Origin of the sequence: Curtobacterium sp. MCPF17_050, assembly GCF_003224435.2 — a bacterium.
GTDB lineage: Bacteria > Actinomycetota > Actinomycetes > Actinomycetales > Microbacteriaceae > Curtobacterium.
Genome location: NZ_CP126250.1, coordinates 163630 through 184996, shown reverse-complemented (window position 1 = coordinate 184996; position 21367 = coordinate 163630). Strand labels below are relative to the sequence as shown.

Annotated in this window: 25 protein-coding genes and 1 tRNA gene; 11 read left to right on the top strand and 15 right to left on the bottom strand. The window is 69.4% G+C overall.

Going from position 1 to position 21367, the window contains the following annotated elements; translation table 11 throughout:
• Positions 1-14 precede the first annotated feature (14 nt).
• Positions 15-371, bottom strand: a complete 357-nt coding sequence (locus DEJ34_RS00910; RefSeq protein WP_110891187.1) for a VOC family protein — start codon at positions 369-371, stop codon at positions 15-17.
• 157 nt (positions 372-528) lie between these two features.
• Between DEJ34_RS00910 and DEJ34_RS00905 the strand changes: the two genes are divergently transcribed.
• Positions 529-828: a Dabb family protein gene (locus DEJ34_RS00905; protein ID WP_110901674.1), complete on the top strand. Its 300-nt coding sequence runs from the start codon at positions 529-531 to the stop codon at positions 826-828.
• Between the two features lie 74 nt (positions 829-902).
• Here the strand turns inward: DEJ34_RS00905 and DEJ34_RS00900 are convergent, their stop codons facing one another.
• The 5 genes from DEJ34_RS00900 to DEJ34_RS00880 all read right to left on the bottom strand — a co-directional run bounded on the left by DEJ34_RS00900 (position 903) and on the right by DEJ34_RS00880 (position 4256).
• Positions 903-1361, bottom strand: a complete 459-nt coding sequence (locus DEJ34_RS00900; RefSeq protein WP_110901662.1) for a BLUF domain-containing protein — start codon at positions 1359-1361, stop codon at positions 903-905.
• A gap of 134 nt (positions 1362-1495) precedes the next feature.
• Complete coding sequence (locus DEJ34_RS00895) at positions 1496-2227, bottom strand: OBAP family protein (RefSeq protein WP_110825635.1); 732 nt, start codon at positions 2225-2227, stop codon at positions 1496-1498.
• Positions 2228-2230: 3 nt separating this feature from the next.
• Positions 2231-2398 carry a hypothetical protein gene (locus tag DEJ34_RS00890; RefSeq protein WP_181420462.1) on the bottom strand — a complete coding sequence of 56 codons (168 nt, stop codon included), beginning with the start codon at positions 2396-2398 and terminating at the stop codon, positions 2231-2233.
• A gap of 35 nt (positions 2399-2433) precedes the next feature.
• On the bottom strand, positions 2434-3150 hold the full coding sequence (locus DEJ34_RS00885; RefSeq protein ID WP_110901663.1) for an NADPH-dependent F420 reductase: 717 nt from the start codon (positions 3148-3150) through the stop codon (positions 2434-2436).
• A complete protein-coding gene (locus DEJ34_RS00880; protein ID WP_110910704.1) occupies positions 3147-4256 on the bottom strand; it encodes an LLM class flavin-dependent oxidoreductase in 1110 nt (369 codons plus the stop codon). Before DEJ34_RS00880 ends, DEJ34_RS00885 begins: the two co-directional genes overlap by 4 nt.
• A gap of 85 nt (positions 4257-4341) precedes the next feature.
• Here DEJ34_RS00880 and DEJ34_RS00875 point away from each other — a divergent pair, with 85 nt between their 5' ends.
• A complete protein-coding gene (locus DEJ34_RS00875; protein ID WP_110910705.1) occupies positions 4342-4851 on the top strand; it encodes a MarR family winged helix-turn-helix transcriptional regulator in 510 nt (169 codons plus the stop codon).
• 25 nt (positions 4852-4876) lie between these two features.
• On the opposite strand, the gene DEJ34_RS00870 is transcribed toward DEJ34_RS00875, so the two are convergent.
• Positions 4877-6604, bottom strand: a complete 1728-nt coding sequence (locus DEJ34_RS00870) for an AMP-binding protein (protein ID WP_110910706.1) — start codon at positions 6602-6604, stop codon at positions 4877-4879.
• Positions 6605-6803: 199 nt separating this feature from the next.
• Between DEJ34_RS00870 and DEJ34_RS00865 the strand changes: the two genes are divergently transcribed.
• On the top strand, positions 6804-7793 hold the full coding sequence (locus DEJ34_RS00865) for a helix-turn-helix transcriptional regulator (RefSeq protein ID WP_146236376.1): 990 nt from the start codon (positions 6804-6806) through the stop codon (positions 7791-7793).
• A 22-nt stretch (positions 7794-7815) separates the two neighbouring features.
• Here the strand turns inward: DEJ34_RS00865 and DEJ34_RS00860 are convergent, their stop codons facing one another.
• Positions 7816-8151 carry a hypothetical protein gene (locus DEJ34_RS00860; protein WP_110825641.1) on the bottom strand — a complete coding sequence of 112 codons (336 nt, stop codon included), beginning with the start codon at positions 8149-8151 and terminating at the stop codon, positions 7816-7818.
• Between the two features lie 158 nt (positions 8152-8309).
• On the opposite strand from DEJ34_RS00860, the gene msrA reads away from it, so the two are divergent.
• Entirely contained in the window at positions 8310-8831 is a 522-nt protein-coding gene (gene msrA, locus DEJ34_RS00855; protein ID WP_110825642.1) for a peptide-methionine (S)-S-oxide reductase MsrA, read from the top strand.
• Positions 8832-8935: 104 nt separating this feature from the next.
• On the opposite strand, the gene DEJ34_RS00850 is transcribed toward msrA, so the two are convergent.
• On the bottom strand, positions 8936-9442 hold the full coding sequence (locus tag DEJ34_RS00850) for an ATP-binding protein (RefSeq protein WP_110825643.1): 507 nt from the start codon (positions 9440-9442) through the stop codon (positions 8936-8938).
• A gap of 116 nt (positions 9443-9558) precedes the next feature.
• Between DEJ34_RS00850 and mtnN the strand changes: the two genes are divergently transcribed.
• Both mtnN and DEJ34_RS00840 read left to right on the top strand, forming a co-directional pair.
• Positions 9559-10293 carry a 5'-methylthioadenosine/S-adenosylhomocysteine nucleosidase gene (mtnN, locus tag DEJ34_RS00845; RefSeq protein ID WP_181422183.1) on the top strand — a complete coding sequence of 245 codons (735 nt, stop codon included), beginning with the start codon at positions 9559-9561 and terminating at the stop codon, positions 10291-10293.
• Positions 10294-10620: 327 nt separating this feature from the next.
• Positions 10621-10854 carry a hypothetical protein gene (locus tag DEJ34_RS00840; RefSeq protein WP_110910707.1) on the top strand — a complete coding sequence of 78 codons (234 nt, stop codon included), beginning with the start codon at positions 10621-10623 and terminating at the stop codon, positions 10852-10854.
• Between the two features lie 462 nt (positions 10855-11316).
• On the opposite strand, the gene DEJ34_RS00835 is transcribed toward DEJ34_RS00840, so the two are convergent.
• Both DEJ34_RS00835 and DEJ34_RS00830 read right to left on the bottom strand, forming a co-directional pair.
• A complete protein-coding gene (locus tag DEJ34_RS00835) occupies positions 11317-13131 on the bottom strand; it encodes an AIPR family protein (RefSeq protein ID WP_146236873.1) in 1815 nt (604 codons plus the stop codon).
• Between the two features lie 417 nt (positions 13132-13548).
• Positions 13549-13638: transfer RNA gene (locus DEJ34_RS00830), tRNA-Ser, on the bottom strand.
• Positions 13639-13779: 141 nt separating this feature from the next.
• On the opposite strand from DEJ34_RS00830, the gene DEJ34_RS00825 reads away from it, so the two are divergent.
• The gene (locus DEJ34_RS00825) at positions 13780-14796 is read left to right on the top strand and encodes an SGNH/GDSL hydrolase family protein (protein ID WP_181422184.1); all 1017 of its coding nucleotides are present in this window, start codon (positions 13780-13782) and stop codon (positions 14794-14796) included.
• Between the two features lie 9 nt (positions 14797-14805).
• Positions 14806-16167, top strand: a complete 1362-nt coding sequence (gene radA, locus DEJ34_RS00820; RefSeq protein ID WP_110910710.1) for a DNA repair protein RadA — start codon at positions 14806-14808, stop codon at positions 16165-16167.
• Between the two features lie 22 nt (positions 16168-16189).
• Here the strand turns inward: radA and DEJ34_RS00815 are convergent, their stop codons facing one another.
• From DEJ34_RS00815 to DEJ34_RS00805, 3 genes are read right to left on the bottom strand one after another with little or no spacing between them, the layout of a single operon-like run.
• Positions 16190-17305 (bottom strand): VanZ family protein, encoded by a 1116-nt coding sequence (locus tag DEJ34_RS00815; RefSeq protein WP_110910711.1) that lies wholly within the window; start codon positions 17303-17305, stop codon positions 16190-16192.
• Between the two features lie 46 nt (positions 17306-17351).
• Positions 17352-17735 carry an SseB family protein gene (locus DEJ34_RS00810; RefSeq protein WP_110858042.1) on the bottom strand — a complete coding sequence of 128 codons (384 nt, stop codon included), beginning with the start codon at positions 17733-17735 and terminating at the stop codon, positions 17352-17354.
• Between the two features lie 43 nt (positions 17736-17778).
• Positions 17779-18066: a hypothetical protein gene (locus tag DEJ34_RS00805; protein WP_110825657.1), complete on the bottom strand. Its 288-nt coding sequence runs from the start codon at positions 18064-18066 to the stop codon at positions 17779-17781.
• Positions 18067-18259: 193 nt separating this feature from the next.
• Here DEJ34_RS00805 and DEJ34_RS00800 point away from each other — a divergent pair, with 193 nt between their 5' ends.
• The 3 genes from DEJ34_RS00800 to DEJ34_RS00790 all read left to right on the top strand — a co-directional run bounded on the left by DEJ34_RS00800 (position 18260) and on the right by DEJ34_RS00790 (position 20371).
• A complete protein-coding gene (locus DEJ34_RS00800; protein ID WP_110889515.1) occupies positions 18260-19366 on the top strand; it encodes a fatty acid desaturase family protein in 1107 nt (368 codons plus the stop codon).
• A 122-nt stretch (positions 19367-19488) separates the two neighbouring features.
• Entirely contained in the window at positions 19489-19695 is a 207-nt protein-coding gene (cspE, locus tag DEJ34_RS00795) for a transcription antiterminator/RNA stability regulator CspE (protein WP_065963953.1), read from the top strand.
• Positions 19696-19792: 97 nt separating this feature from the next.
• A complete protein-coding gene (locus DEJ34_RS00790) occupies positions 19793-20371 on the top strand; it encodes a DUF3800 domain-containing protein (protein ID WP_258368189.1) in 579 nt (192 codons plus the stop codon).
• Positions 20372-20628: 257 nt separating this feature from the next.
• On the opposite strand, the gene DEJ34_RS00785 is transcribed toward DEJ34_RS00790, so the two are convergent.
• Positions 20629-21315, bottom strand: a complete 687-nt coding sequence (locus DEJ34_RS00785) for a hypothetical protein (RefSeq protein ID WP_110910712.1) — start codon at positions 21313-21315, stop codon at positions 20629-20631.
• Positions 21316-21367: the final 52 nt, after the last annotated feature.

The window sequence follows — 21367 nt, the reverse complement described above, 5'->3', positions numbered from 1 at the left end:
GTGTCCGCGGCCGCTCAGCCCTGCGGCGGCGTGTACAGCTGCAGGTCGTTGCCCTCGCTGTCCTTGAACGGGATGATCTTGCCCCACGGGTGCTCGCTGATCTCGCCCTGGATGTCCGCGCCGCGGCTCCGCAGCGCGGCGACCTCGTCCTCGATGCTGCCGTCGGGCTGGAACGAGACGACCGCGCCGCCGGAACTCGACCCGCCGGCCGACTCGCGCCCGTTGAGGCCGATCATGAGCCCACCGGCATCGATCTCGCTCCAGTCCTCCGACTGGTCCTGCACGGTGAGACCGAGGGTGTCACGGTAGAACGCGACCGCGCGCGCCATGTCGCTGACCGGGACCCAGACTGCTGCGACTCCACTTGCCATGGTGTTTCCTCTCGTCGTGGTGTGCCCTGGACGGTAGGCCGCGCCGTGCCGAGGACACCCAGTCCGGCGGCGCTCCGGGGTACGTCCAGGCCCCGCGGCGCAGGCTCGGTCGGGACACCGTCGGACGGCCGGTGGTGCAGTGGAGGAGGGGTCGCCGATGACCGAGATCGTGCACGTCGTGCTGGTGGAGTGGGACACGGAGGACACTGCCGTGCCGGAACGGGCGACGGCGCTCGCACACGAGCACCTGCCCGGCATCGACGGCGTGGTGTCCGTCGAGACCGGCCCGAGCGTCAGCCCCGAGGGGCTCGAGGGCGGCTTCGACTGGATGCTCGTCGTCAGGTTCCGGGACGCCGCTGCGCGGGACGCCTACCTGCCGCACCCGGCGCACCAGCCGGTCGCCGACCACATCGGCGCGCACAACGCGCGAGTGGTCGTGTTCGACGTGGCTGCCTGACGGACGGGAGGCCCGTGGCACGCTCACCACGGGCCTCCCGTCCGGCGCACGCCCGGTCAGGCGGTTCGGAACGGTCAGGCGGTTCGGAAGCGGTCCGGTCGTGCCTCGAACCAGCGGATGAGCTCGCGGAGCGCCGGCGAGGCCACCGACGGGACGGTGCCCGGCGCAGGCGACTCGGTCGAGACGGCCTCGACGTCCTCGAAGGTCGAACGGTACCCGGGCACGTCGTCGAGGTCGGCCTCGGACGTCGGCGCGAACGCCATCGTCCACCCGGGGAACTGTCGCTCCTCGATGAGCTCCTCGACCAGCATGGTGACCTTCGTGTGCCGCGGGTCGGTCTTGATCGTCGCCATCTTCCCGCGGACGGCTGCGTCGGGACCCTCGAGCAGCTGCAGGAAGTAGCCGTTCCGGAACAGCAGCATGCCGGTGACGTCGTTCCGCTCGTTCGCGTCCCGGCTCTGCGTGAGCAGGTCCGCGAGGGCATCGTCATTAAACGTGTCCGTCGCGACGCTCGAGTAGATCAACGACAGCATCTGGGCACCGCTTCCGGTCGACCGGCCCGGCACACCCGTGGTGGACGGGCGAGGAACCGGATGCCAGCGAACTCCGGCACGGCTGGGAGGACCGTCCCGCTGTCCGCTCAGGGACGGTCGGGCCGGCGCCGGCGTCAGGGTCGGCCGTCCTCCGCGTCCACGACGCCCGGGGTCGGGGTCGTGCCGGTGAAGTCGTCGCGCATCGTGCCGACGCCGCGCTGCGGGTGCGCCCGGTCGAGGTGCTTCGCCCGCGAGGCCTTCCGCGGCTCGGGGTCGGTGTGCATCGCGGTGTTCCGGTCGTCCTGCAGCGCGGACTGCACCTCGCCCTCGCGGTTGAACGACCACATGAGCATCGGGTCGCCGACGGGCAGCGGGTCCGCCTCGTGCCCGCCCATCGGGGCGCTGTGCCAGGTGTGCCAGGTCTTGCCGTACGAGTTGACGAGGTGCCCCATCAGCTCGGTCTCGACCGCGATCGGCAGCCCCGGGGCGACGAGCTCGCCGGAGAAGACCTCGTGGTTGTGCGGGTGCCACGACGGCTTCTCGTCCTCGGGCAGCCCGTCGAACAGCCGCTCGGAGACGATGTACTCGACGCCGATCAGGTTCGCGTCCGCGGTGTTGCCGTCGAACAGCACGCACTGGAGCATCTCGGCGTTCACGACCTTGCAGTAGTGGTGGGCCTCCATCTGCACGTCGGGCTCGCCCTTGACGCAGTGGAAGCCGACGACGTAGACGTCGAACCCCTTGAGCGGGTCCGTCGGCTGCAGCAGGTCGGCGCCACGGTCGAGCAGGGCCAGGCGGAACCCCCGGTCCGCGCCCGGTGGGGTGACGCCGGTGGCACGGGCCGGGACCGCGGGGTTCCGCGGCACGGGTCAGCCCTCCTCGGGCTCGGCTGGCTCCCCGCCGGAGTCCACGTCACTGTCCTGCTGCGGGTCCTGCGTGGCGTTCCCCGAGGCGGAGCCGTCGGGCAACTCCTCGGTGTGCCGGGCCTCCGCGTCGGAGATGTCGTCCGGGCCGGTTCCGTTCGTCGTGTCGCTCATGGACGCGACCGTACGCGGTGGCCGTCCTCGCCGGCTCAGGCCGGGAGGCCCGCCCGCGCGGCCGCGACGGCCCGCCCCCGGTCCGTGGTCGGGAAGCGCTCGATGAGCGCCACGAGTTCCGGAGCCGGGACGTTCGCCCCGAAGGCCTCGGCGTGCGGTTCGAGCGCCACGCTGTCGCTGAGCGAGCCCGCGGCGACGGCGTCGAAGCCGAGCTCGTCGACGAGCGCCGCGACGGCCGCCACGGCCGCCTCGTCGTCGCCCGCGACGGCGATCGCCTTCCGCTCGGGGTCGCCCGCGGGACGCGCGCCGGCGTCGAGGTCGTGGTACCCCATGTGGTTGAACGCCTTGACGACGGTGGCTCCCGACAGGTGCTGCTGCACGAGCGCACTCGTCGACACGCGGCCGTCCTCGAGGTCGGGGCGGTGCCCGTCGACCTCCCACCAGTGGTTCATCGCGTCGATGACGACCTTGCCGCGGAGCCGCTCCGCGGCGATCGTGTCGAGGCGTCCGAGCGGCAGGGCGAGCACGACGACGTCGGCCTGGTCGACGGCGTCGGCGGCGCGCACCGCCTCGGTCCCGGGCGCCACGACGGACAGGATCAGGCGGATGCGGTCCGGGTCGCCCGAACCCGCGACGAGGACGCGGTGGCCGGTGCCGACGAGCAGGCGGCCGAGGACCGTCCCGAGCTTCCCGGCGCCGAGGACCGCGACGGTCCGGAACGGGGAGGTACCGGTGGTGTCCGTGCCGGTCATGCTGCGGCCTCCTGGCGATCGGTGTCCTCGGTCCGGGCGGTGTCGCCGCGGTCGGTGTCGCCGCGGTCAGTGTCGCCGCGGTCGGCGAGCAGTTCGCGCACCCGCGGGACGACGACGCCGCCGTACAGCTCGACGGCGCGGGTGCGGGCCCGCATCGACTGGCCGCCGGAGGTGTAGATCATGTCGAAGCGGCCGACACCCATCGTGTCGACGGCGCGCGCGATCCGCTGCGCGACGGTCTCCGGCGAGCCGATGTACATCGAGCCGGTGGCGACCTCGCGGTCGAACTCGGCGCGCGTCACCGGCGGCCATCCGCGCAGGGCGCCGATCCGGTCGCGGACGACCCGGTAGTGCGGCCAGAACAGCTCCGTGGCCTCCTCGTCCGTGTCGGCGACGAAGCCGGGCGAGTGCATACCGACCGGGTGCGCCGTCGTGCCGAACTGCTCGGCGGCCCGGCGGTACAGGTCGAGGTACGGCGCGAAGCGCTCGGGCTGCCCGCCGATGATCGCGAGCATGAGCGGGAACCCGTACTGCGCGGTCCGGACGACCGACTGCGGGGACCCGCCGACGCCGACCCAGGTGCGCAGGCCGTGCTCGGTCTTCGGGAAGACGTCGGCGTCGACGAGCGGCGCGCGGGTCGTCCCGCTCCAGGTGACGGGCTCCTCGCGCAGGAGCTGCGCGAACAGCTCGATCTTCTCCTCGAACAGGACGTCGTAGTCGGCCAGGTCGTGGCCGAACAACGGGAAGGACTCGGTGAAGGACCCGCGGCCGAGGATCACCTCGGCCCGACCACGGGACAGCGCGTCGACCGTCGCGAAGCGTTGGAACACGCGGACGGGGTCGTCGGAGGACAGGACCGTGACGCCCGACCCGAGGCGGATGCGCTTCGTCACCGTGGCGAGACCGGCGAGCACGGTCTCGGGGGAGGACACGGAGTACTCGGGCCGGTGGTGCTCCCCGACCGTGAAGACGTCGACGCCGAGTTCGTCGGCGATGACGGCCTCGTCGACGAGCTGCCGGATCGACCGGGCGTGGCTGACGAACGCGCCGTCGTCGTCCGTGGGGACGTCGCCGAACGTGTCGAGGCCGAAGGTGATGTCGGGCATGGTGCCTCATTTCGTTGTCGCTTCAACCAAGTGATTGACGCGTCAATCATGTGCCGCTACCGTCGGGGAGTCAAGAGGAGGCCGCATGGGTGACGACGGACAGCAGACGCGGGGCCGGCGATCGCCGACCGTCGACGAACTGGCGACCTGGCGCGACTACGTCGAGACGTCGGAAGCGGTCCGCCGTGCGCTCGCCGCGGCGCTCCAGTCCGCGTCCGGGATCTCCGACGGCGACTACCGCGTGATGCTCGCGCTGAGCGAGGCGCCGGAGCGCACGCGCCGCTCCGCGGAGCTCGCCGACGAGGTCGGGTGGGAACGCAGCCGGCTCTCCCACCACCTCCGGCGGATGGAGGAACGTGGCCTCATCACGCGCGACCGGGTCGGACCGGACGCCCGCGGCACGGCCGTGACCTTGAGCGCCGAGGGCGTCCGGCTCTACCGGAGCTCCTCGGCCGCCCACCTCCGCGCGGTCCGACAGGTCTTCGTCGACGCCTTCACGCCCGAGGAGCTCGCCGCGGTCCGCGTCGTGTCCGGGGCCCTCCGCCGCCACCAGGCCGCGGGCCTCCCGGACCGAGGCCGGGCCGACCGGACCTGACCCGTCCGGTCACACTCGCCGCGGGTCAGGCGTCGCGACGCCCGGTGCGGAGGCCCGGGAACTGCTCGTCGCGCCACTCCCCCTCGAGCTGCGGGCCGCCGAACGCCTCCTGTTCGCGGGCGCGCAGTTCGACGCGGCGGATCTTGCCCGACACGGTCTTCGGCAGCGCACCGAACTCCACGCGTCGGACGCGCTGCCAGGCGGGCATCGCGGAGCGGGCGTGCGCCAGGATGTCCCGCGCGGTCTCGGCGGTGGGCTCCCACCCGGACGCGAGCGTGACGTACGCCTTCACCACGGTCAGGCGTTCCTCGTGCGGCGCCGGGACGACCGCGGACTCGGCGACCGCGGGGTGCTGGAGCAGCGCGCTCTCCACCTCGAACGGCGAGACCTTGTAGTCCGAGGACTTGAACACGTCGTCGGTACGGCCGACGAAGGTCAGCGAACCGTCCTCGTGCCGGGTGGCGACGTCACCGGTGTGGAAGAAGCCGTCGCGGAGCGCGTCGTCGGTCCGCTCGGGCGCTCCGAGGTACCCGGCCATGAGGTTCACCGGTGTCGTCGTCAGGTCGAGGCAGACCTCGCCCTCGGCGGCGCCCGCTTCACCCGTCACCGGGTCGAGGAGCGTGATCGCGACCCCCGGCAGCCCGTGGCCCATCGCGCCGGGCCGCACGGTGTCGCCCGGGGCGTTGCCGACGATCGCGGTGGTCTCGGTCTGGCCGTAGCCGTCGCGGATCGTGCGGCCCCAGGACTCCTCGACGAGCCGGATGACCTCGGGGTTGAGGGGCTCGCCGGCCGAGACGACCTCGCGGAGGGCGGTCGGCCGACTGCCGAGGTCGGCCTGGATGAGCAGGCGCCACACGGTCGGCGGGGCGCAGAAGGACGTGACCCGGGACCGCTCGAGCTGGTGCAGCAGGCCCACCGGGTCGAAGCGCTCCTGGTTGTACACGAACACCGTGGCCTCGGCGATCCACGGCGCGAAGAAGCAGCTCCACGCGTGCTTGCCCCATCCTGGCGAACTGATCGCCAGGTGGACGTCGCCGGGCTCGAGCCCGATCCAGTACATGGTCGTCAGGTGCCCCACGGGGTAGGACGTCTGCGTGTGCACGACCATCTTCGGCTTGTCCGTGGTCCCGGAGGTGAAGTACACCAGGCACGGGTCCGTGGCCGCGGTCACCACCTCGGGCTTCCACTCCCCCGCGGGTGCGGGTTCGCCGAGGTCGCTCGGGTACGTCGTCCAGCCGTCCACGGTGCCGCCGACCACGATGCGGGTGAAGTCCCCCGTCAGGTCCGCGTACTTCGGCGTCTCGCGCAGCGTGGTGACGACGTGCGCGACCTGGCCGCGGTCGATGCGGTCCTGCAGGTCCGCGGCGCCGAGCATCGTCGACGTCGGGAGGATCACGGCGCCGACCTTCATGACGGCGAGCATCGACTCCCAGAGCTCGAGCTGGTTGTCGAGCATGAGCAGCACGTGGTCGCCCTTCGCGACGCCGAGGTCGTGGAACCGTGCCGCGAGCCGGTCGGAACGGGCGGACATCTCCGCGTAGGTGGTGTGCGACTCGCGCCCGTCCTCCTCGACGATGACCAGGGCGTCCCGGTCGTTGCCCGCCGCGATGACGTCGAACCAGTCGATCGCCCAGTTGAACGTGGCACCGACGTCCGGCCACCGGAACGTCTCGCGCGCCGCAGCGCTGTCGGTGCGGGCGGCGATGAGGGCGTCTCGGGCGGCGCGGAGGGCGGCGGCGGGTTCGGTGCGCATGTACCGACCTTGCCCCATCGAGGTGGGTCCGCGCACGGCCGACGCCCAAGTACCACAGCATGGAGAAGCGATCAACCCCTCGCGGGGATGATTCCCGGTCCGTAACGTGCTCATGGAGGCACCGAACGTGTGCTGCTCGCTTCCGATGCGGGGCCGCCCGGGCCAGCACGACACCATGAGCGAGAGGATCGGACCGACGATGACACTGATCGACGAACGGCCCGGCCTGACGGGCACCGCCCCTCGCAGCACCGTCCGCATCGAGGCCATGGGGCATGCACCCGACGCAGCGGTCCTCGACCTCAGCGGGTTCTACGCCGGGCGGCAGTGGTCCGCCCGAGCGACCGAGCAGCCCTTCCGCTACCGCTACACCGCGGTCGGCGACGCCGACCTGACGCTCCGTCGGGCGCAGGTCTCCGGGTTCCTCCGCGGAGCCATTCCGGCGTCCGACGAGTACATCGTCCAGTGGCTCACCGCGGGGCAGGGCGTCCCCGACGTCCTGCAGGACCGCGTGCCGATGACCGGTGACGTGCCGATGCTCTTCCCGACCTGTCGGGACTTCGTGTTCGAGTACCAGGACTACGACCAGCGCGTCGTGCACCTGTCCCGACGGGTCGTGCACGAGGTCGCTGACGAGCAGTTCCACACCGGGCAGGTCGCGGACCTCGGCCTCGACCACCTGCGCACCCTCGACCCGGCCGCCGTGGCGCAGTGGAAGAACAGCCTGGCGCTGCTCTCCCGCGAGCTGCGGACGGGCGGCGTCGACTCCCTCCTCTGGCACACCCTCGTCCGCGGGACCGCAGGTGCGTTCCTCCGGATGTACCCGCCGACCGTGACCACGTTGCCGCCGGCCGTGCTCCTGCCCCGACGCGCACGCCTCCGCGCCGCCGTCGAGTACGTCCACGAGCACGTCGCCGAGCCGATGAGCGTCTCGGACGTCGCCGGTGCCGCCGGCCTCAGCGTCCGGGCGACCCAGGAGGCGTTCCAGCGCCACCTGGGGGTGACGCCCATGCAGTACCTGCTGCAGGTGCGCCTCGAGCAGGTCCGCCGCGAGCTGCTGCAGGCCGACCCGACCACCGCGGCCGTGCAGACGATCGCCCGACGGTGGGGGTTCGCGCACCTCGGTCGCTTCTCCGCCGCGTACCGGAACGCCTACGGCGAGTACCCGCGGAACACGCTGCGCCGCTGACGTCGGTCCGGACGGGGCGCGGTCAGTCGAAGTCGTAGTCCTCCGGGCGGACGTCCGGGTCCTCGTGGACCGGGCGCACCGGCCCGGCGATGTCCGCCAACCGGTGCACGTGCTCCACGAACGCGGAGTCGTCGACGTCGACACCCCGTCCGTCGTCGGGTGCCGGGCTCAGGGTGATCTGGCTCGACGGACCGATCAGCAGGGTCTCGACGACCGGCAGTCCCTGCTCGTCGACCGTCGGGACGTCCAGGGTGTCGGTCTTCCGGTTCGCCCCGAGCACCGCCGCGTAGTGGATGACGGCGTCGGCTGCGTCGTCGCTCGTCCGGATCGCCCGACCTGCGTACTGGATGTCCTTCATCCGCCCAGTCAACCCGCGACGCGTGCGGCGGGGCTCAGGTCCTCCACGAGACGCAACCGCCCGGCCGACGCGGCATCCGCTCGGATGGAACAGACGGAGCCGTCCCTCTGTTGCACCGGGTACTGTCGCAGCCAGCGTCACGAACCACGGAGGTACCGATGACCACCACCGAGACCGCGATCCTCGCCGGCGGGTGTTTCTGGGGAGCGCAGCAGCTCCTCCGCCGCCGACCGGGAGTCCTCAGCACCCGCGTCGGCTACTCGGGCGGCGACGTGCCGAACGCCACCTACCGCAACCACGGCACGCACGCCGAGGCGGTCGAGATCGTCTTCGACCCGTCGGTGATCTCCTACCGTGAGCTCCTCGAGTTCTTCTTCCAGATCCACGACCCGTCGACGAAGAACCGCCAGGGCAACGACGTCGGCATGAGCTACCGCTCCGCCGTCTTCTTCACCTCGGACGAGCAGCGCGACGTCGCCCTCGACACCATCGCCGACGTCGACGCCTCCGGTCTGTGGCCGGGCAAGGTCGTCACCGAGGTCACCCCCGCCGGCCCCTTCTGGGAGGCCGAGGAGGAGCACCAGGACTACCTCGAGAAGATCCCGAACGGGTACACGTGCCACTTCGTGCGCCCGGGCTGGGTCCTGCCGAAGCGCAGCGAGGCGGCCGCCACGGCCTGACCGGTCGCGCCGTCACAGCCCACGGACGGGAGGCCCGGTACCAGCTGGTACCGGGCCTCCCGTCCGTCGTCGGGTCGTCGCCGTCGGCCCGGCGACCAGGCGCGTCAGCGCGGGGCGTCGCCGCCGGTGTCCTCCGCGACGTCGTGTTCGCGCTGGAGCGACTCCGGGAGTCCCATCACGAGGCGCCACCGGTTGCCCTCGGGGTCCCGCTCGTAGGAGAAGTCGTCCATCAGGAGCTCGATCATCGCGATCCCGCGGCCGGACTCGGCCATCTCCTCGGGGTCCGGCATCTCCGTGCGGAACGGCACCTGCACCTCGGCGCCGCTGTCGCTGAGCACCGCCTCGAGCGTGGTCGACGTCCGCCGCAGCGTCAGCTGGCACACCAGCCGTTCGTTCCCCTCGGCATGCTCGATGACGTTCCCCGCGAGTTCGAGCAGCGCGGTCTCGAACCGCATCCGCTCACCCGGGCCGAGGTCGGCGTTGCGGTGCCAGAGGTCGTCCACCGAGTCGTGCACCTCGTCCACGTCGTTCGGCGGCACGACGAGCAGCACGGTGCGCTCCCATGCCGGGCCGGAGATCGCCGAACCGTCAGCAGTGCCGTCAGTCACCATGCGCACATCCTCACACCTCGACGGGCGTCTGCGGCAGTACCCCGAACGTCCTGCCCCTCTCCTCGCAAGCTCGCTCGCTCGCCGGGGCCGTGCCGTCCGTGTGGGAAGATCGCTGGGTGGACGCCACTCGACGCCCCGCGGCCGTCGTCATCGCCGCGATGAGCGAAGAGGTCTCGGCGTTCACGGACCTGTTCGGCGGCGGCCCGGTCCTCCGCGGCCCGACCGGCGGCCACGACGAACACCACCTCCTCGATGTCGACGGCGCCACGGTCGCCGTCCGCCGGAGCGGCATCGGCTTCACGAACGCGACCGCTGCCGTCGCGCACGCCTTCCACGACTTCGGCCCCGGCGTCCCCGTCATCAGCGTGGGCACCGCCGGCGGCCTCGCCCGCGAGGTCCAGCTCGGCGACGTCGTCGTCGGGGACTCGTACGTCAACCTCAACGCCGATGCCACCGCCTTCGGGTACGTGCTCGGTCAGGTGCCGGGCATGCCTCCCGAGTACGGCGCCGACGCCGATCTCATCCGTCGCGCCCGCGAGGTCCCGACCGACGACGTCGTCCGCACGGCGTCGATCGGCTCGAGCGAGGTCTTCGTCACCGACGGCCGGGCCCGGGACCTCCGCCGCACCTTCCCGACGGTCGCAGCGGTCGACATGGAGTCGGCTGCGATCGCGCAGTTCGCCTCCGTGCACGCCGTGCCGTTCGTGTCGATCCGCGGCATCAGCGACCTGTGCGCCCCGGACGGCGACGAGTTCCGGGAGCACCTCGACGACGCGGCTGCGCGGGCGGCGCGGGTTGCGCACGGGGTCGTCGTGGGGCTGGCGCGGGGTGCGGTGCTGCCGAGGGGCTGAGGCCGTTGACGCCGGGAGCAGACCGCCGACGCTGCGCCGGGGGCCTGAGCTCCTCGCCGTGCGTTAGCACCGGCACGATCAAACGTCCGATCGCTGCGGTCTCGGGGTAGTTGCCGACAGACCCGACCGGGCAGAGCCGTCCCCGCCAGACGACGGCGCACCGAGTTGCATGACAGTCCCTGCTGGCACGATGCCCGCTGCCGCGACCAGCCCTGTGCGCGTCGACGAGAAGGCATCTGGTCACCTCGACCCCGGCATGGAGTCGCTCCACGAGCAAGCCGTCCGGGACCGTCTGCGCAGAACGCGTACCTAAGTGCCCAGTCCGATTTGCAGACCACATACACCGCCAACACCATCAACGCGGCGAACGTGGCGGCCCGCTACGAAGCGAGCACGACCGGAGTCGGCAAGCTCGACGCGGACGTCGCCGAGGTCAGCAAGGCACTCAATGACACAGAAGCCACCTTCGACGGCCGAGCAGCCAAGACGGACGGCGCCGGGCTGAGCGCCGAGAACATGGCAGACCTCACCGCTGGGATGAAAGCGGTCTGCGCCGCGTAAGCATCACTCCTCGCGGGTGCTCAAGGCTTGGCCAACGCAGGGCTCACGCTCGGTCCGGACCAAGCCGCACCTTCGGGACGCACCCGTGCTCTTCAGCCGGCTCCAGCAGCAGCTCGCGGACATCACGACTATGCAGAACTAGCTGACGCCCCTGGCCACCGACCTCCAACCCGCCGGTGACCGCAGCAGGCTCGAAGGACATCTCCGGCACTACCGCTGACGTCCTCGCCTTTTGGCCGACCAGCCGTACGACAGCCCGCGGCGTATTTGACGGCAGTGGCTGCTGTCGGACATCGCCCCTCCTGGTATGCCCTCGCCGGTCCTGCGGGACCAGGAGAATCCGCCCTGGGCTGGTATCACGGACAGCAAGCACGACTCCTTCTGCAAGGCCCGAATGTCAGGTGCTGGCGGTCATCGTTGCGCCGAGAGCATTTCCTTACTTCGGCGTTTCGCGACCACCGATCATGTCGTAACCTTCGGTGTGCTTGCGGCAGGCAAGGTCGACTCGGCCAAGTTCTCGAACGGCGCGGGATTGGCAGCACGAGTGGCCTCGACCATCGCAGAAAAGCCCTCAACTGCACGAGCAACCCGTTCACTAGACTTGAGGCCTTGGTTGGTCGCGGGCATCAGCTGAGCGGAAAACGACAGAAGCGAGTCAACCAGCGGTTGCCATGCTTCCGCCGCCCCGGCCGGCGAGACATTTTTTTTGAATTTGAGCTCAGTTCGATCTGCGATCGGACGACCAATGACAGTCTCGAAGCAGGAACCGATAGCCGCCAGCATCAGCAAATTCGAACCGCGTCCTCGAAAGAACTCGGCGTGCTTTCTCTGAGCATCGGTGCGCTCGGCTTCCGGAATCGCCGTTATGTTCTGCTTCGCGTTATCGATTGCTCGGAGCAGCCCGAACACGAAGACTATGTGGCGCGCAGATACCGTATCGCGGAACACGCTTGCGTAAACTGCGTCATTGTCCCAGATAGCGCGAGTCTCGTTATACGCGAGATTGGGGCGCCCATGGAATGCCGCGAGAGCCTGCGCGACTGACGAATCGGGAAGGAGGCCGCGTCGTCGAACGATCGCATCACTGGTCCCTCCGCGTCGGCCACCTCGGTAGTCGGCCTCCGGAATTTTCTCAAACTCCCCACGCAGCCGCTCCTGGATAGCATCCTTACTGCGGAAGTCGGTCGCCTCAACCTTATTCTGCGTGTTGTTATACCGGACGATGTCTTGCAGGACACCTGGGTCAGTGCACTTGACGAAACGCGCCATCACCATAGCTTCGCCGAGACGCGCAGCCTCAGTACCTGACAACTCGCCGATGGCACCGGTGGTCTGGCCGCCGTTGACAATACCCACTCCATCAACTCGAAGCGATGCATTGTCGCTTCCCAGCTGGTAATCATTCACCAGAATGGTGATGCCATTGTTGAAAATAGCGAAGTTTTCAGGCTGGGTCTTAGCCGTCTGCTTGATTCCGAAGTTGATATTCCCAGTGGACCGCACCATGCCAAGATAGTCGCGGATATTCGGAGACATGAGGTCTGTTGTATGCGCCGACCAAAGGGCACGCAGAGCACCGCCATTGATCGCAGTCGAGAACGCGCTCCAGCCGTCAGCCTTCAGCTCGAAACCGCCAGGAATGTCGAAATCAAAGGCTTGGGACACGAAGATCGGAGCTTGGGTGCGTGCATACTCTGTTTCGAGTGTCGCAATGCCGAACTCTGTCGCAGTAACGTCGACGTTTGCAGACGGAAATTCCCGCTTAATTAGAGCGTCGGCCGTTAGTGCAGCTTGATCGAGTTCGCGCTGAACATTCTTCGATTCAGGGAGGTTGTGCGAGTACCAGATCTCGAACTCAGTAACTGTGCCCGCTTCTAGCGCAGCACGTACTTCCTGGGCAGCACCACGAAGCGTTGCTGGGACGGAATCCAGCGGGCCAGCAATAAGCCAGCTCACCGCGGTATTAGCATCAGCGGCTTTGTCCTCAGGCGCAGCTGGCTTATCTTCCTTTTCTCTAAAGTAGCCCTGGCCGATTACCACTTTCGCGCCGTCGCGGACAACCGCAACGAGATCCGCTTTTTTGTCGTTGCTGTGATCCGTCAGAGCGTTTGTCGCAAATGCCTCAATGTCATCGACGTTAAGTCGGATTTGAGCCAGAAAAAGCAGTAGCGCGTTTGACCCGTACCGAATCAGGTCATCGCGCGACTTGAATGCATTGAAGCCCGGACGCCCCCCATCCTCATGCTCGCTGTTCGCCTCGCTGCTCGTTGAACTCACTGTGCCCTCCTTGGCCGAGTCCAGTATGCCTCATCGACGAGCCGCGCATTTCTGGAGGCGCGCGGGACATCGAGTAACGCTGTAATGGGGCATACCCAGCACCGTGGTACCAACCAGCGGCCGCCTCGGGGCTCACGCACATCCATGCGCTGGATTGAACCTTCAGCAGCACGAAGCAGTGGCGAGGTCTGATCCGACCCACCAGTGGAGACTGAGGTAGCGCCCTGCGCTTCCTTGCGCCCACGCGAGGGACAGGAGAGGGTGCCTGAGACATTGGGTCCGACGAGCCATAGCTGACAACGCTGGCGATGAGGAGGCAGCCGCAGTGCGGAGCGGTGCGCGCAGGAGAGTGGTCCGGAGTTGCGTCAAGGAAGCTCCTTGAAAAGAGAAAACCCCCGGAAGACCGGGGGTTTTCTGTGGCGGTACCGGTGGGATTTGAACCCACGGTGGAGTCGCCCCCACACATGTTTTCGAGACATGCTCCTTAGGCCGCTCGGACACGGTACCGGGAGAGAGTTTACACGATCCGGGAGGCCCCTGGCGACACCCCGCGCTCCTTCCATCCACACGCGGCTGGGTCCGCCGCCTCCTCCCCAGGCCGCCACGACCGTGACCGCAGACCGAGGCGCCGCGCGTACCGTCTCCGCCATGAGAACGCGCACCCTCGTCGCCCTGCTGTCCTCCGTCGTCGGCGCAGCCGTCGTCAGCGGAGCCGCCGGCATCGGTGCACGAGCGGGCATCCGCGGTCAGCGGGCGGCTTCCCAGCGGGTGGTCGACATGCTCCCCGTGCACGCCGACTGGTGGCGCGAACGCCTGCACCACGACGGCCAGCTCACCTACGTGGCGATCGGCGACTCCGCGGCGCAGGGGGTCGGCGCGACGGCTCCGGGTCGCGGGTACGTCGGCCTGCTCGCTCGTCGCATCCGACACCGTTCCCGGATGACCGTGCGGGTCGTGAACCTCAGCGTGTCGGGCGCGACGACGTGGGGGGCGAAGCAGCACCAGCTCCCGAAGCTGCACCAGTACAGCCCGGACGTCTGCACGGTGTCGATCGGCGCCAACGACATCGCGGACTTCCACCCGGACAAGTTCGAGCGCAACATCCGGGCGATCTACGGAGCGGTGCCGTCGCACGCGATCGTCGGCGAACTCCCGTGCATGTTCGTGCCGGACCGGGAGCGCAAGGTGGCGGTCGCCAACGAGATCATTCACCGAGTCGCGGGCGAGCTCGGTTTGACCGTGGCACCGCTGCACGCGATCACCAAGCGTGTCGGGGTCCGACGGACGTTCTTCAACACGTACGGCGACCTGTTCCACCCGAACGACCGCGGGTACGAGATCTGGGCGAGCGCCTTCGAACCGGCCATCGACACCCGGGTGGACACGGTGGCCGCCATCCGCCGGTACCTCTCCGCGCGGGAAGCCGAGGAGCTCGGGAGCCAGGCCGGCGACGTCGCACAGGCACGGGCCGAGCAGGACACCGACGACGCCGCGGCGCTCGACACCGCGAACCGGCCGAACTCGCTCGACCGCCTGCGCCAGCGGGTGACCGGATCGGTCCCGCTCCCAGTCCGCCACGGCAACGGTGACCACGTCGACACCGGCACCGACACGTCCGTCGACGGCCGTGCCGACGAGCCGACCGATGTCGGCGGAGCCGCCTAACCTCGTCTCATGGCCCGCCCCCAGTCCTCGTTCCGCTGCACGGAGTGCGGGTGGACCAGCATCAAGTGGGTCGGTCGCTGCGGCGAGTGCCAGTCGTGGGGAACGGTCGAGGACGCCTCGGCGGCGACCGCCAGCACCCGCGGCACGGCGTCGATCGCCGTCACCGGCAACCGCGTCGCCCGACCGATCACGGAGGCCCGTGGCGGGACCGTGGAACGGTGGCAGACCGGCATCGGTGAGTTCGACCGCGTGCTCGGCGGCGGGATCGTCCCCGGCTCCGCGGTCCTGCTGAGCGGTGAACCCGGGGTCGGCAAGTCGACGCTCCTGCTCGAGGTCGCGTCCCGTGCGGCCTCGATGGGCAAGCGCGTCCTCTACGTCAGCGCCGAGGAGTCCGTCGACCAGGTGCGGCTCCGGGCCCAGCGCACCGGCGCCATGCACGACGAACTGTTCCTCGCGAGCGAGGTCGACCTCGGCGTCATCCTCGGCCAGATCGAACAGGTGCAGCCGGACCTGCTCATCGCCGACTCCGTGCAGACCATCTCGTCCGCGACCATCGACGGCATCGCCGGCGGGACGTCCCAGGTGCGCGAGGTGGCCTCCACGCTCATCCGGGTGGCGAAGCAGGCCGCGCTCCCGGTCCTCATCGTCGGACACGTCACGAAGGACGGCACGATCGCAGGACCCCGACTGCTCGAACACCTCGTCGACGTGGTCTGCCAGTTCGAGGGCGATCGCCAGACCGCACTCCGGTTCGTCCGCGCGCTGAAGAACCGCTTCGGACCGACGGACGAGGTCGGCTGCTTCGACATGGCGGGCGACGGCATCCACGAGGTACCCGACCCGAGCGGCCTCTTCATGTCCCGCAACGGCGCCCCGGTGTCCGGCACGTGCATCACGGTGGCGATGGAGGGACGGCGGGCACTGCCGGTCGAGATCCAGGCCCTCGTCGTGCCCAGTTCGGCACCGCAGCCGCGTCGCGTCGTGAACGGGGTGGACGCATCCCGTGTGGCCATGCTCCTCGCGGTGCTGGAACGACGAGCCGGCATCAAGCTCTCGGACGCCGACGTCTACGTCTCGACCGTCGGCGGCATGAAGCTCACCGAACCCGGCGCCGACCTCGCCATCGTGTTGGCGCTCGCGAGTGCGGCCCGTGACCGCCCGTACCCGCACACGCTCGCTGCCGTGGGCGAGATCAGCCTCGCCGGCGAGATCCGGACGGCGACCGGCGCGAAACAGCGCGTGGCGGAGGCGGGACGACTCGGCTTCACGACGGTCCTCGGAGCCGACGCGGAACACCTCCGGGAAGCCCTGCGGGTCGCGTTCTCGATGACGAAGTCCCCGCGGGAACGCGAGCTCGACGCCGCCTTCTGACCGCGCGAGAGAACCGACGCCGTCACGGTCGCTGGTCGCCGGCGACCACTTCGGCGGCGGGCACCTCGGTGTCCACGTCGTCCTCGATCCCGGTGCCCGCGACGGCGGAGGCGAACCCACGCCGGTCCCGCGTCGCCCACACGCCGATGACCGCTGCCACGGCGAGCGCGAACGCGATCAACCCGGAGAACGGCAGCCCGCTGGCGGTGAGCGCCGACCACCCGCCGGAGCCGAGCGCCCACCGCACCAGCCGAGCCGCGCCTCCCGGGACGGGCACCGGCCGGAGCCGCACGACGTGCTCGCCGAAGGTCCGCCCCGACACCAGGACGATGACGAGCTGCAGCGTGGGCGCGGTGACGGCGGCGACGATGCCGAGACCGACGGCGAGCGGCCCGCCGTCCGGCACCCCGAGCAGCGCGAGGCCGACCGAGGTGACCGATGTGAGCAGGCCCGTCGTGAACCAGATGGCCAGGACGTCGGCGAGGATGCCGAAGAACCGCCGGCCGGCCGTGACCGGTCGCGGCACCCGGGCCTCCTCCGTCGTCCGCGCCGATCCGGCGAGCAAGCCGACGACGGGTGCGAAGAGCGTGCCGAGCAGGGCGCCCGCGGTGTTCGCGATGAGGTCGTCGACGTCGAACAAACGGTAGGCGCACGGGTACAGGAACCAGTCGCCGGTGAGCTGGGTGAACTCGATGAGCAGCGACAGTACGAAGCCCGCGGCACCGCCGACGAGGAGGCCCGCGACGAGTCGGCGGCGGAGCACCGCGTGCCGGACGAGCGCACCGAGCGGGACGAACAGCAGCACGTTGAGGAGCAGCTGCGCCACGGCGGGGTTGCCGAGCACCGACCGCGGTCCGGTGATGCCGCCTTCGCGGACGATGTCGCCCACGAAGGCGAACGGTTGCAGCTGCGGCCGGGCAGCGGTACGGCAGACGGCGGCGACGTCGTCGGGCAGCGGGAGGAGCGTGTAGGTCACGAGCGCGAGCGCGTAGACGAGCGTCCCGAACGCGAGCAGACCGCGTCGGACGCCGAGCTTCCCGTGTCGCCGGTACTCGCGCGCGGCCCACGGGACCAGCCCGGCGACGGCGAGCACGGTGCCGAGGGCGAAGGCGATGACGCCGGGCACGATCGATCCCATGGACCGACGCTATCCGGATGGACCGGGTCCGGTACGGGACCGGTCGTTACGCGCGCAGTGCCGCGAGCAGGTCGGCGGGTTCGGCCTGCATGGTGTGCGGGCCGGCGATGTCGAAGAACACGCCCTCGAGGGAGTCGAGGTGCGCGGCCAGGAACTCCTCGAGCCGTTCGGCGTCGTAGACCATGACCTGCCGGAGCTTCTCCCCCGGCACCATCGCGGTGTAGGCGTCCGCCGACGAGAACAGCAGCAGGATGCGCTTGTCCGACCCTTCCCGGCCGAACACCCGGACCTGCATGTCCTTCTTCCCGGTGACGAGCCGCGGGACGATCACGATGTCGTTGCGCAGGGCGTACGCCACCGCGGCGACGTCCTGCTTCGCGAGGGCCTCCTCGAGCTGTTCGCTCCGGAAGCGCTGTTCCTTCTGTGCCATCGCCCCTAGTCAAGCAGCCGGACGCTGCGCGCGGGGCATCCGCTCAGGAGGCGCGTCCCGCCTGGACGGCGTGCGTGCGGCACCGGAGGTCGGCCGTGAAGGCATCGGTCTCGGGGGCGAGCTCGTCGTCCGGGGCGGACTGCACCAGGACGCCGATCGCCGGCGCGAGCACGAAGCTCGACGTGGCTGCCATGCCGTAGTCGTCGACCGACGGCACGTCCACCCGGTCCGCGAGCCCGGACTGGGCGAGCGCCGTCGCGTAGTCGAGCACGGCGTACGCCGCCTCGTCGCTCGTCATGACCGAGGCGACCCCGTAGATGAGGTACTTCATGGCCCAGCCCTTCGTCGATGGCCGTGACGCTACGCGGGGAGTCCGAGGGCCAGCCTGCGATGATCCTGTAGGCGCACTCAGGCCGACCCTTGGAGTGAGAACTCAGCCAACGCCACTACCTTCGGACCAATCGCAATCGCGGGAACTCTCGTTGTACGGCCGAAGGGCTGTTCCTGATGGGGAAGCAGCTTCCATGCCGGCACCATCGCCCACCCTCTACCGACCGACCACCGCCCGGACCCCGGGAGCGCCGACACCGACGTCGACGTACAAGGACCTGCTCGAGCGGGTCCGCACTGAAGGCCTGCTGGAACGCCGTGTCGGCTTCTACTGGGCCGTCTTCAGTGTCCTGACCGTCCTCACCGCCGCGACCTTCGTCGTGTCCGCCATGCTCGGGGCCTCCTGGTTCCAGCTCATCCCGGCCGCGGTGCTCGGTGTCCTCTTCACGCAGTTCGCGTTCCTCTCGCACGAGGCCGCGCACCGACAGATCTTCGCCTCGCGCAAGTGGAACGACCATGCGGGCCGCTGGCTCGGCGTCTTCGTCGTCGGCCTGTCCTACTCGTGGTGGATGAACAAGCACAACCGCCACCACGGCAACCCGAACACCATCGGCAAGGACCCGGACATCGCGCCCGACGGCGTCGTGTTCATCGAGGAGGACGCCGTCGAGCGTCGCGGACTCCTCCGCCGCCTCGCGATGGTCCAGGGCTGGGCGTTCTTCCCGCTCCTGACCCTCGAGGGCGCCAACCTGCACTGGCTCTCGATCCGCGCCGTCGTCACCGGCAAGGCCGCGAAGGGCACCCCGCAGGAGCGCCGGTTCGAGGCCGTCCTGCTCCTCGCGCGCTTCGCTCTGCTGGCCTGGTTCGTGTTCGCCGTGATGCCGCTCGGCATCGGGTTCGCCTTCCTCGGCGTCCAGATGGCGGTCTTCGGCGTGATGATGGGCGGGTCGTTCGCACCGAACCACAAGGGCATGCCGGTCATCGCCGAAGGTGCCAAGATCGATTTCTTCTCGCGCCAGGTCCGGACTTCCCGTAACATCACTGGTGGCGTGTGGGTGGACCACCTGCTCGGTGGCCTCAACCACCAGGCGGAGCACCACCTGTTCCCGAGCATGGCGCGGCCCAACCTGCGTCGTGCGAAGGCCCTCGTGCGTGAGCACTGCGAACAGCACGGGGTCCCGTACACGGAGACCACGATTTTCCGCTCCTACGGGATCGTCGTCCGGTACCTCAACCGGGTCGGTCTCGCAGCGCGCGACCCGTTCACCTGCCCGATGGTCAGTGCCTACCGATTGCACTGAACCTCTGATCTCCGTCGCCCCGCTCGATGCCGGGTGCCGCACACAACTCGATGGCAACGTCGTCGAAACCCGCGGTGGTGGAATTCTCTCGCCGCGCACGTAAGAAAGTAAGGAACGCCGAAATGGCAACTGGAACTGTCAAGTGGTTCAACAACGAAAAGGGCTTCGGCTTCATTGCGCCGGACGACGGCAGCGCTGACGTCTTCGCCCACTTCTCCGCGATCGGTGGCAACGGCTACAAGTCGCTCGAGGAGAACCAGAAGGTCGAATTCGAGATCACCGAAGGCCGCAAGGGCCCGCAGGCGGAGAACATCACCGTCATCGGCTGACCTCGGTCATCGTGAGCGCCGGGTCGGAGGAGCAATCCTCCGGCCCGGCGCTTCGTCGTCCCGGGCGCTACACGACCTACTGATATGGTGACGTTCCATGTCGAGCGGCTACGTCGTCTACGTGGACGAGAGCGGGGACCACAGCCTCACGAGCATCAACGCGGACTTCCCGGTCTTCGTCCTCGCCTTCTGCGTCTTCCGCATCGACGTGTACGTGGACCGCGTCGTCCCGCTCATGCAGCGCATCAAGTTCGACTTCTTCAACCACGACATGATCGTCTTCCACGAGCGGGAGATCCGTAAGTCCCTGCCGCCCTTCGACGTCCTCCTGCGGTCCGACGTGCGGCAACGGTTCATGTCCCGGATCGACTCCGTCTTCGACGAGCGCTTCGGGGTCATCGCCACTGCCATCCGGAAACTCGAGTTCAAGGAGCGCGTCGGCGCTGACATCAGCCCGTACCACGTCGCGTTTGAGTACGGCCTCGAACGGGTCTTCCTCCAGTTGCAGCAGCGGGGTGTGGCCCGGCAGGAGACGGTCCTCGTGTTCGAGAGCCGCGGCAAGCGCGAAGACCGCGAACTCGAGGACGAGTTCGACCGCATCATGGCAACCACGAAGATGCGCGGTATGCCGGAGTCGTTCCGGTTCACCATCGCCAGCAAGCAGACGAACAGCTAAGGACTCCAGATCGCCGACTTGGTCGCGCGGCCGATCGGGACGCACCTCCTTCACCCGGAGCAACCCAACCGAGCGTGGGAGCGGGTCTTGGAACGCATGCCCAAGTCGCCCGCGGGTGACGTCCGAGGATGGGGGCTGAAGGTCTACCCCTGACAGCGAAGACCCCCGGACAGAGCCGGGGGTCGCACGCCGATCGGGCTTTCCCAATCCACTTGCAGCGATGGTACCACCGGCTCGCGTGCTCCTGCAGGCTTCCGTCACTCCAGCACGAACTGCACCGACTCCGCCGACTCGATCTCCCCCACCGCGACCTGCAGGTGGTAGCTGGCCCCGCCCGCCGGCACGGTCGCCCGTGCGGCGTCGCACGTCGTGGCCGACGACCGGGTGCGGTCCCAGGTGATCGCCGGCGTCGTGAGCTCCTGACCCGCCTTGAGCGTGACGTCCTGGTTCGTCCCACCGGTCTGGCAGTCCTTCGACGTCCAGTACTGCTCGGTGCCGGACGTGATGGTGAGCACCTGCTGCGCCGACCCGAGGTCCATGTGGCAGGAGTTCGACCCGGTGTTCTCGATGGTCATGGCGATCTGCGGGTCGTCGGTGGCCGCGTAGACGCGCTCGTCGACGACGGGCGTCAGCATGATCTGGTCCTCGGCGCACGCCGCTCCGTCCTTCCGCGCCGGAGCGGACGACGCCGCAGCGGACGACGCCGCAGCCGATGACGACGGGGCGGACGACGCTCCAGCGGCCGGCGTCACGCCCGCGCCAGGGGCGGCGGACGACGCCGACGGGGATGCGGTCGGCCCCGCACCAGGAGCGCCGTTGCCCCGTCCGACGACGATGAGGACGACGACGACCACGACGAGCAGGACCACCCCGAGCACGAGGGCGCGGCGGCGCCAGTAGACCCCGGGGCGCTCGGGACCGACGGGGTGGCGGATCGACGACATGCGCACAGGGTAGACACCTGCACGGCGCGTGTCGGGGACCCCCGCCGAGGCA

Bases quoted from the DNA above. Each gene is read 5' to 3' on its own strand.
- DEJ34_RS00890 (WP_181420462.1), bottom strand. From the start codon at position 2,398: ATGAGCGACACGACGAACGGAACCGGCCCGGACGACATCTCCGACGCG.
- DEJ34_RS00790 (WP_258368189.1), top strand. From the start codon at position 19,793: ATGTCGAGCGGCTACGTCGTCTACGTGGACGAGAGCGGGGACCACAGC.
- radA (WP_110910710.1), top strand. From the start codon at position 14,806: ATGGCCCGCCCCCAGTCCTCGTTCCGCTGCACGGAGTGCGGGTGGACC.
- cspE (WP_065963953.1), top strand. From the start codon at position 19,489: ATGGCAACTGGAACTGTCAAGTGGTTCAACAACGAAAAGGGCTTCGGC.
- DEJ34_RS00870 (WP_110910706.1), bottom strand. From the start codon at position 6,604: ATGCGCACCGAACCCGCCGCCGCCCTCCGCGCCGCCCGAGACGCCCTC.
- DEJ34_RS00905 (WP_110901674.1), top strand. From the start codon at position 529: ATGACCGAGATCGTGCACGTCGTGCTGGTGGAGTGGGACACGGAGGAC.
- DEJ34_RS00815 (WP_110910711.1), bottom strand. From the start codon at position 17,305: ATGGGATCGATCGTGCCCGGCGTCATCGCCTTCGCCCTCGGCACCGTG.
- DEJ34_RS00805 (WP_110825657.1), bottom strand. From the start codon at position 18,066: ATGAAGTACCTCATCTACGGGGTCGCCTCGGTCATGACGAGCGACGAG.
- DEJ34_RS00865 (WP_146236376.1), top strand. From the start codon at position 6,804: ATGACACTGATCGACGAACGGCCCGGCCTGACGGGCACCGCCCCTCGC.
- DEJ34_RS00860 (WP_110825641.1), bottom strand. From the start codon at position 8,151: ATGAAGGACATCCAGTACGCAGGTCGGGCGATCCGGACGAGCGACGAC.
- DEJ34_RS00910 (WP_110891187.1), bottom strand. From the start codon at position 371: ATGGCAAGTGGAGTCGCAGCAGTCTGGGTCCCGGTCAGCGACATGGCG.
- DEJ34_RS00850 (WP_110825643.1), bottom strand. From the start codon at position 9,442: ATGGTGACTGACGGCACTGCTGACGGTTCGGCGATCTCCGGCCCGGCA.
- DEJ34_RS00885 (WP_110901663.1), bottom strand. From the start codon at position 3,150: ATGACCGGCACGGACACCACCGGTACCTCCCCGTTCCGGACCGTCGCG.
- DEJ34_RS00900 (WP_110901662.1), bottom strand. From the start codon at position 1,361: ATGCTGTCGTTGATCTACTCGAGCGTCGCGACGGACACGTTTAATGAC.
- DEJ34_RS00880 (WP_110910704.1), bottom strand. From the start codon at position 4,256: ATGCCCGACATCACCTTCGGCCTCGACACGTTCGGCGACGTCCCCACG.
- DEJ34_RS00785 (WP_110910712.1), bottom strand. From the start codon at position 21,315: ATGTCGTCGATCCGCCACCCCGTCGGTCCCGAGCGCCCCGGGGTCTAC.
- DEJ34_RS00810 (WP_110858042.1), bottom strand. From the start codon at position 17,735: ATGGCACAGAAGGAACAGCGCTTCCGGAGCGAACAGCTCGAGGAGGCC.
- DEJ34_RS00875 (WP_110910705.1), top strand. From the start codon at position 4,342: ATGGGTGACGACGGACAGCAGACGCGGGGCCGGCGATCGCCGACCGTC.
- DEJ34_RS00800 (WP_110889515.1), top strand. From the start codon at position 18,260: ATGCCGGCACCATCGCCCACCCTCTACCGACCGACCACCGCCCGGACC.
- DEJ34_RS00825 (WP_181422184.1), top strand. From the start codon at position 13,780: ATGAGAACGCGCACCCTCGTCGCCCTGCTGTCCTCCGTCGTCGGCGCA.
- msrA (WP_110825642.1), top strand. From the start codon at position 8,310: ATGACCACCACCGAGACCGCGATCCTCGCCGGCGGGTGTTTCTGGGGA.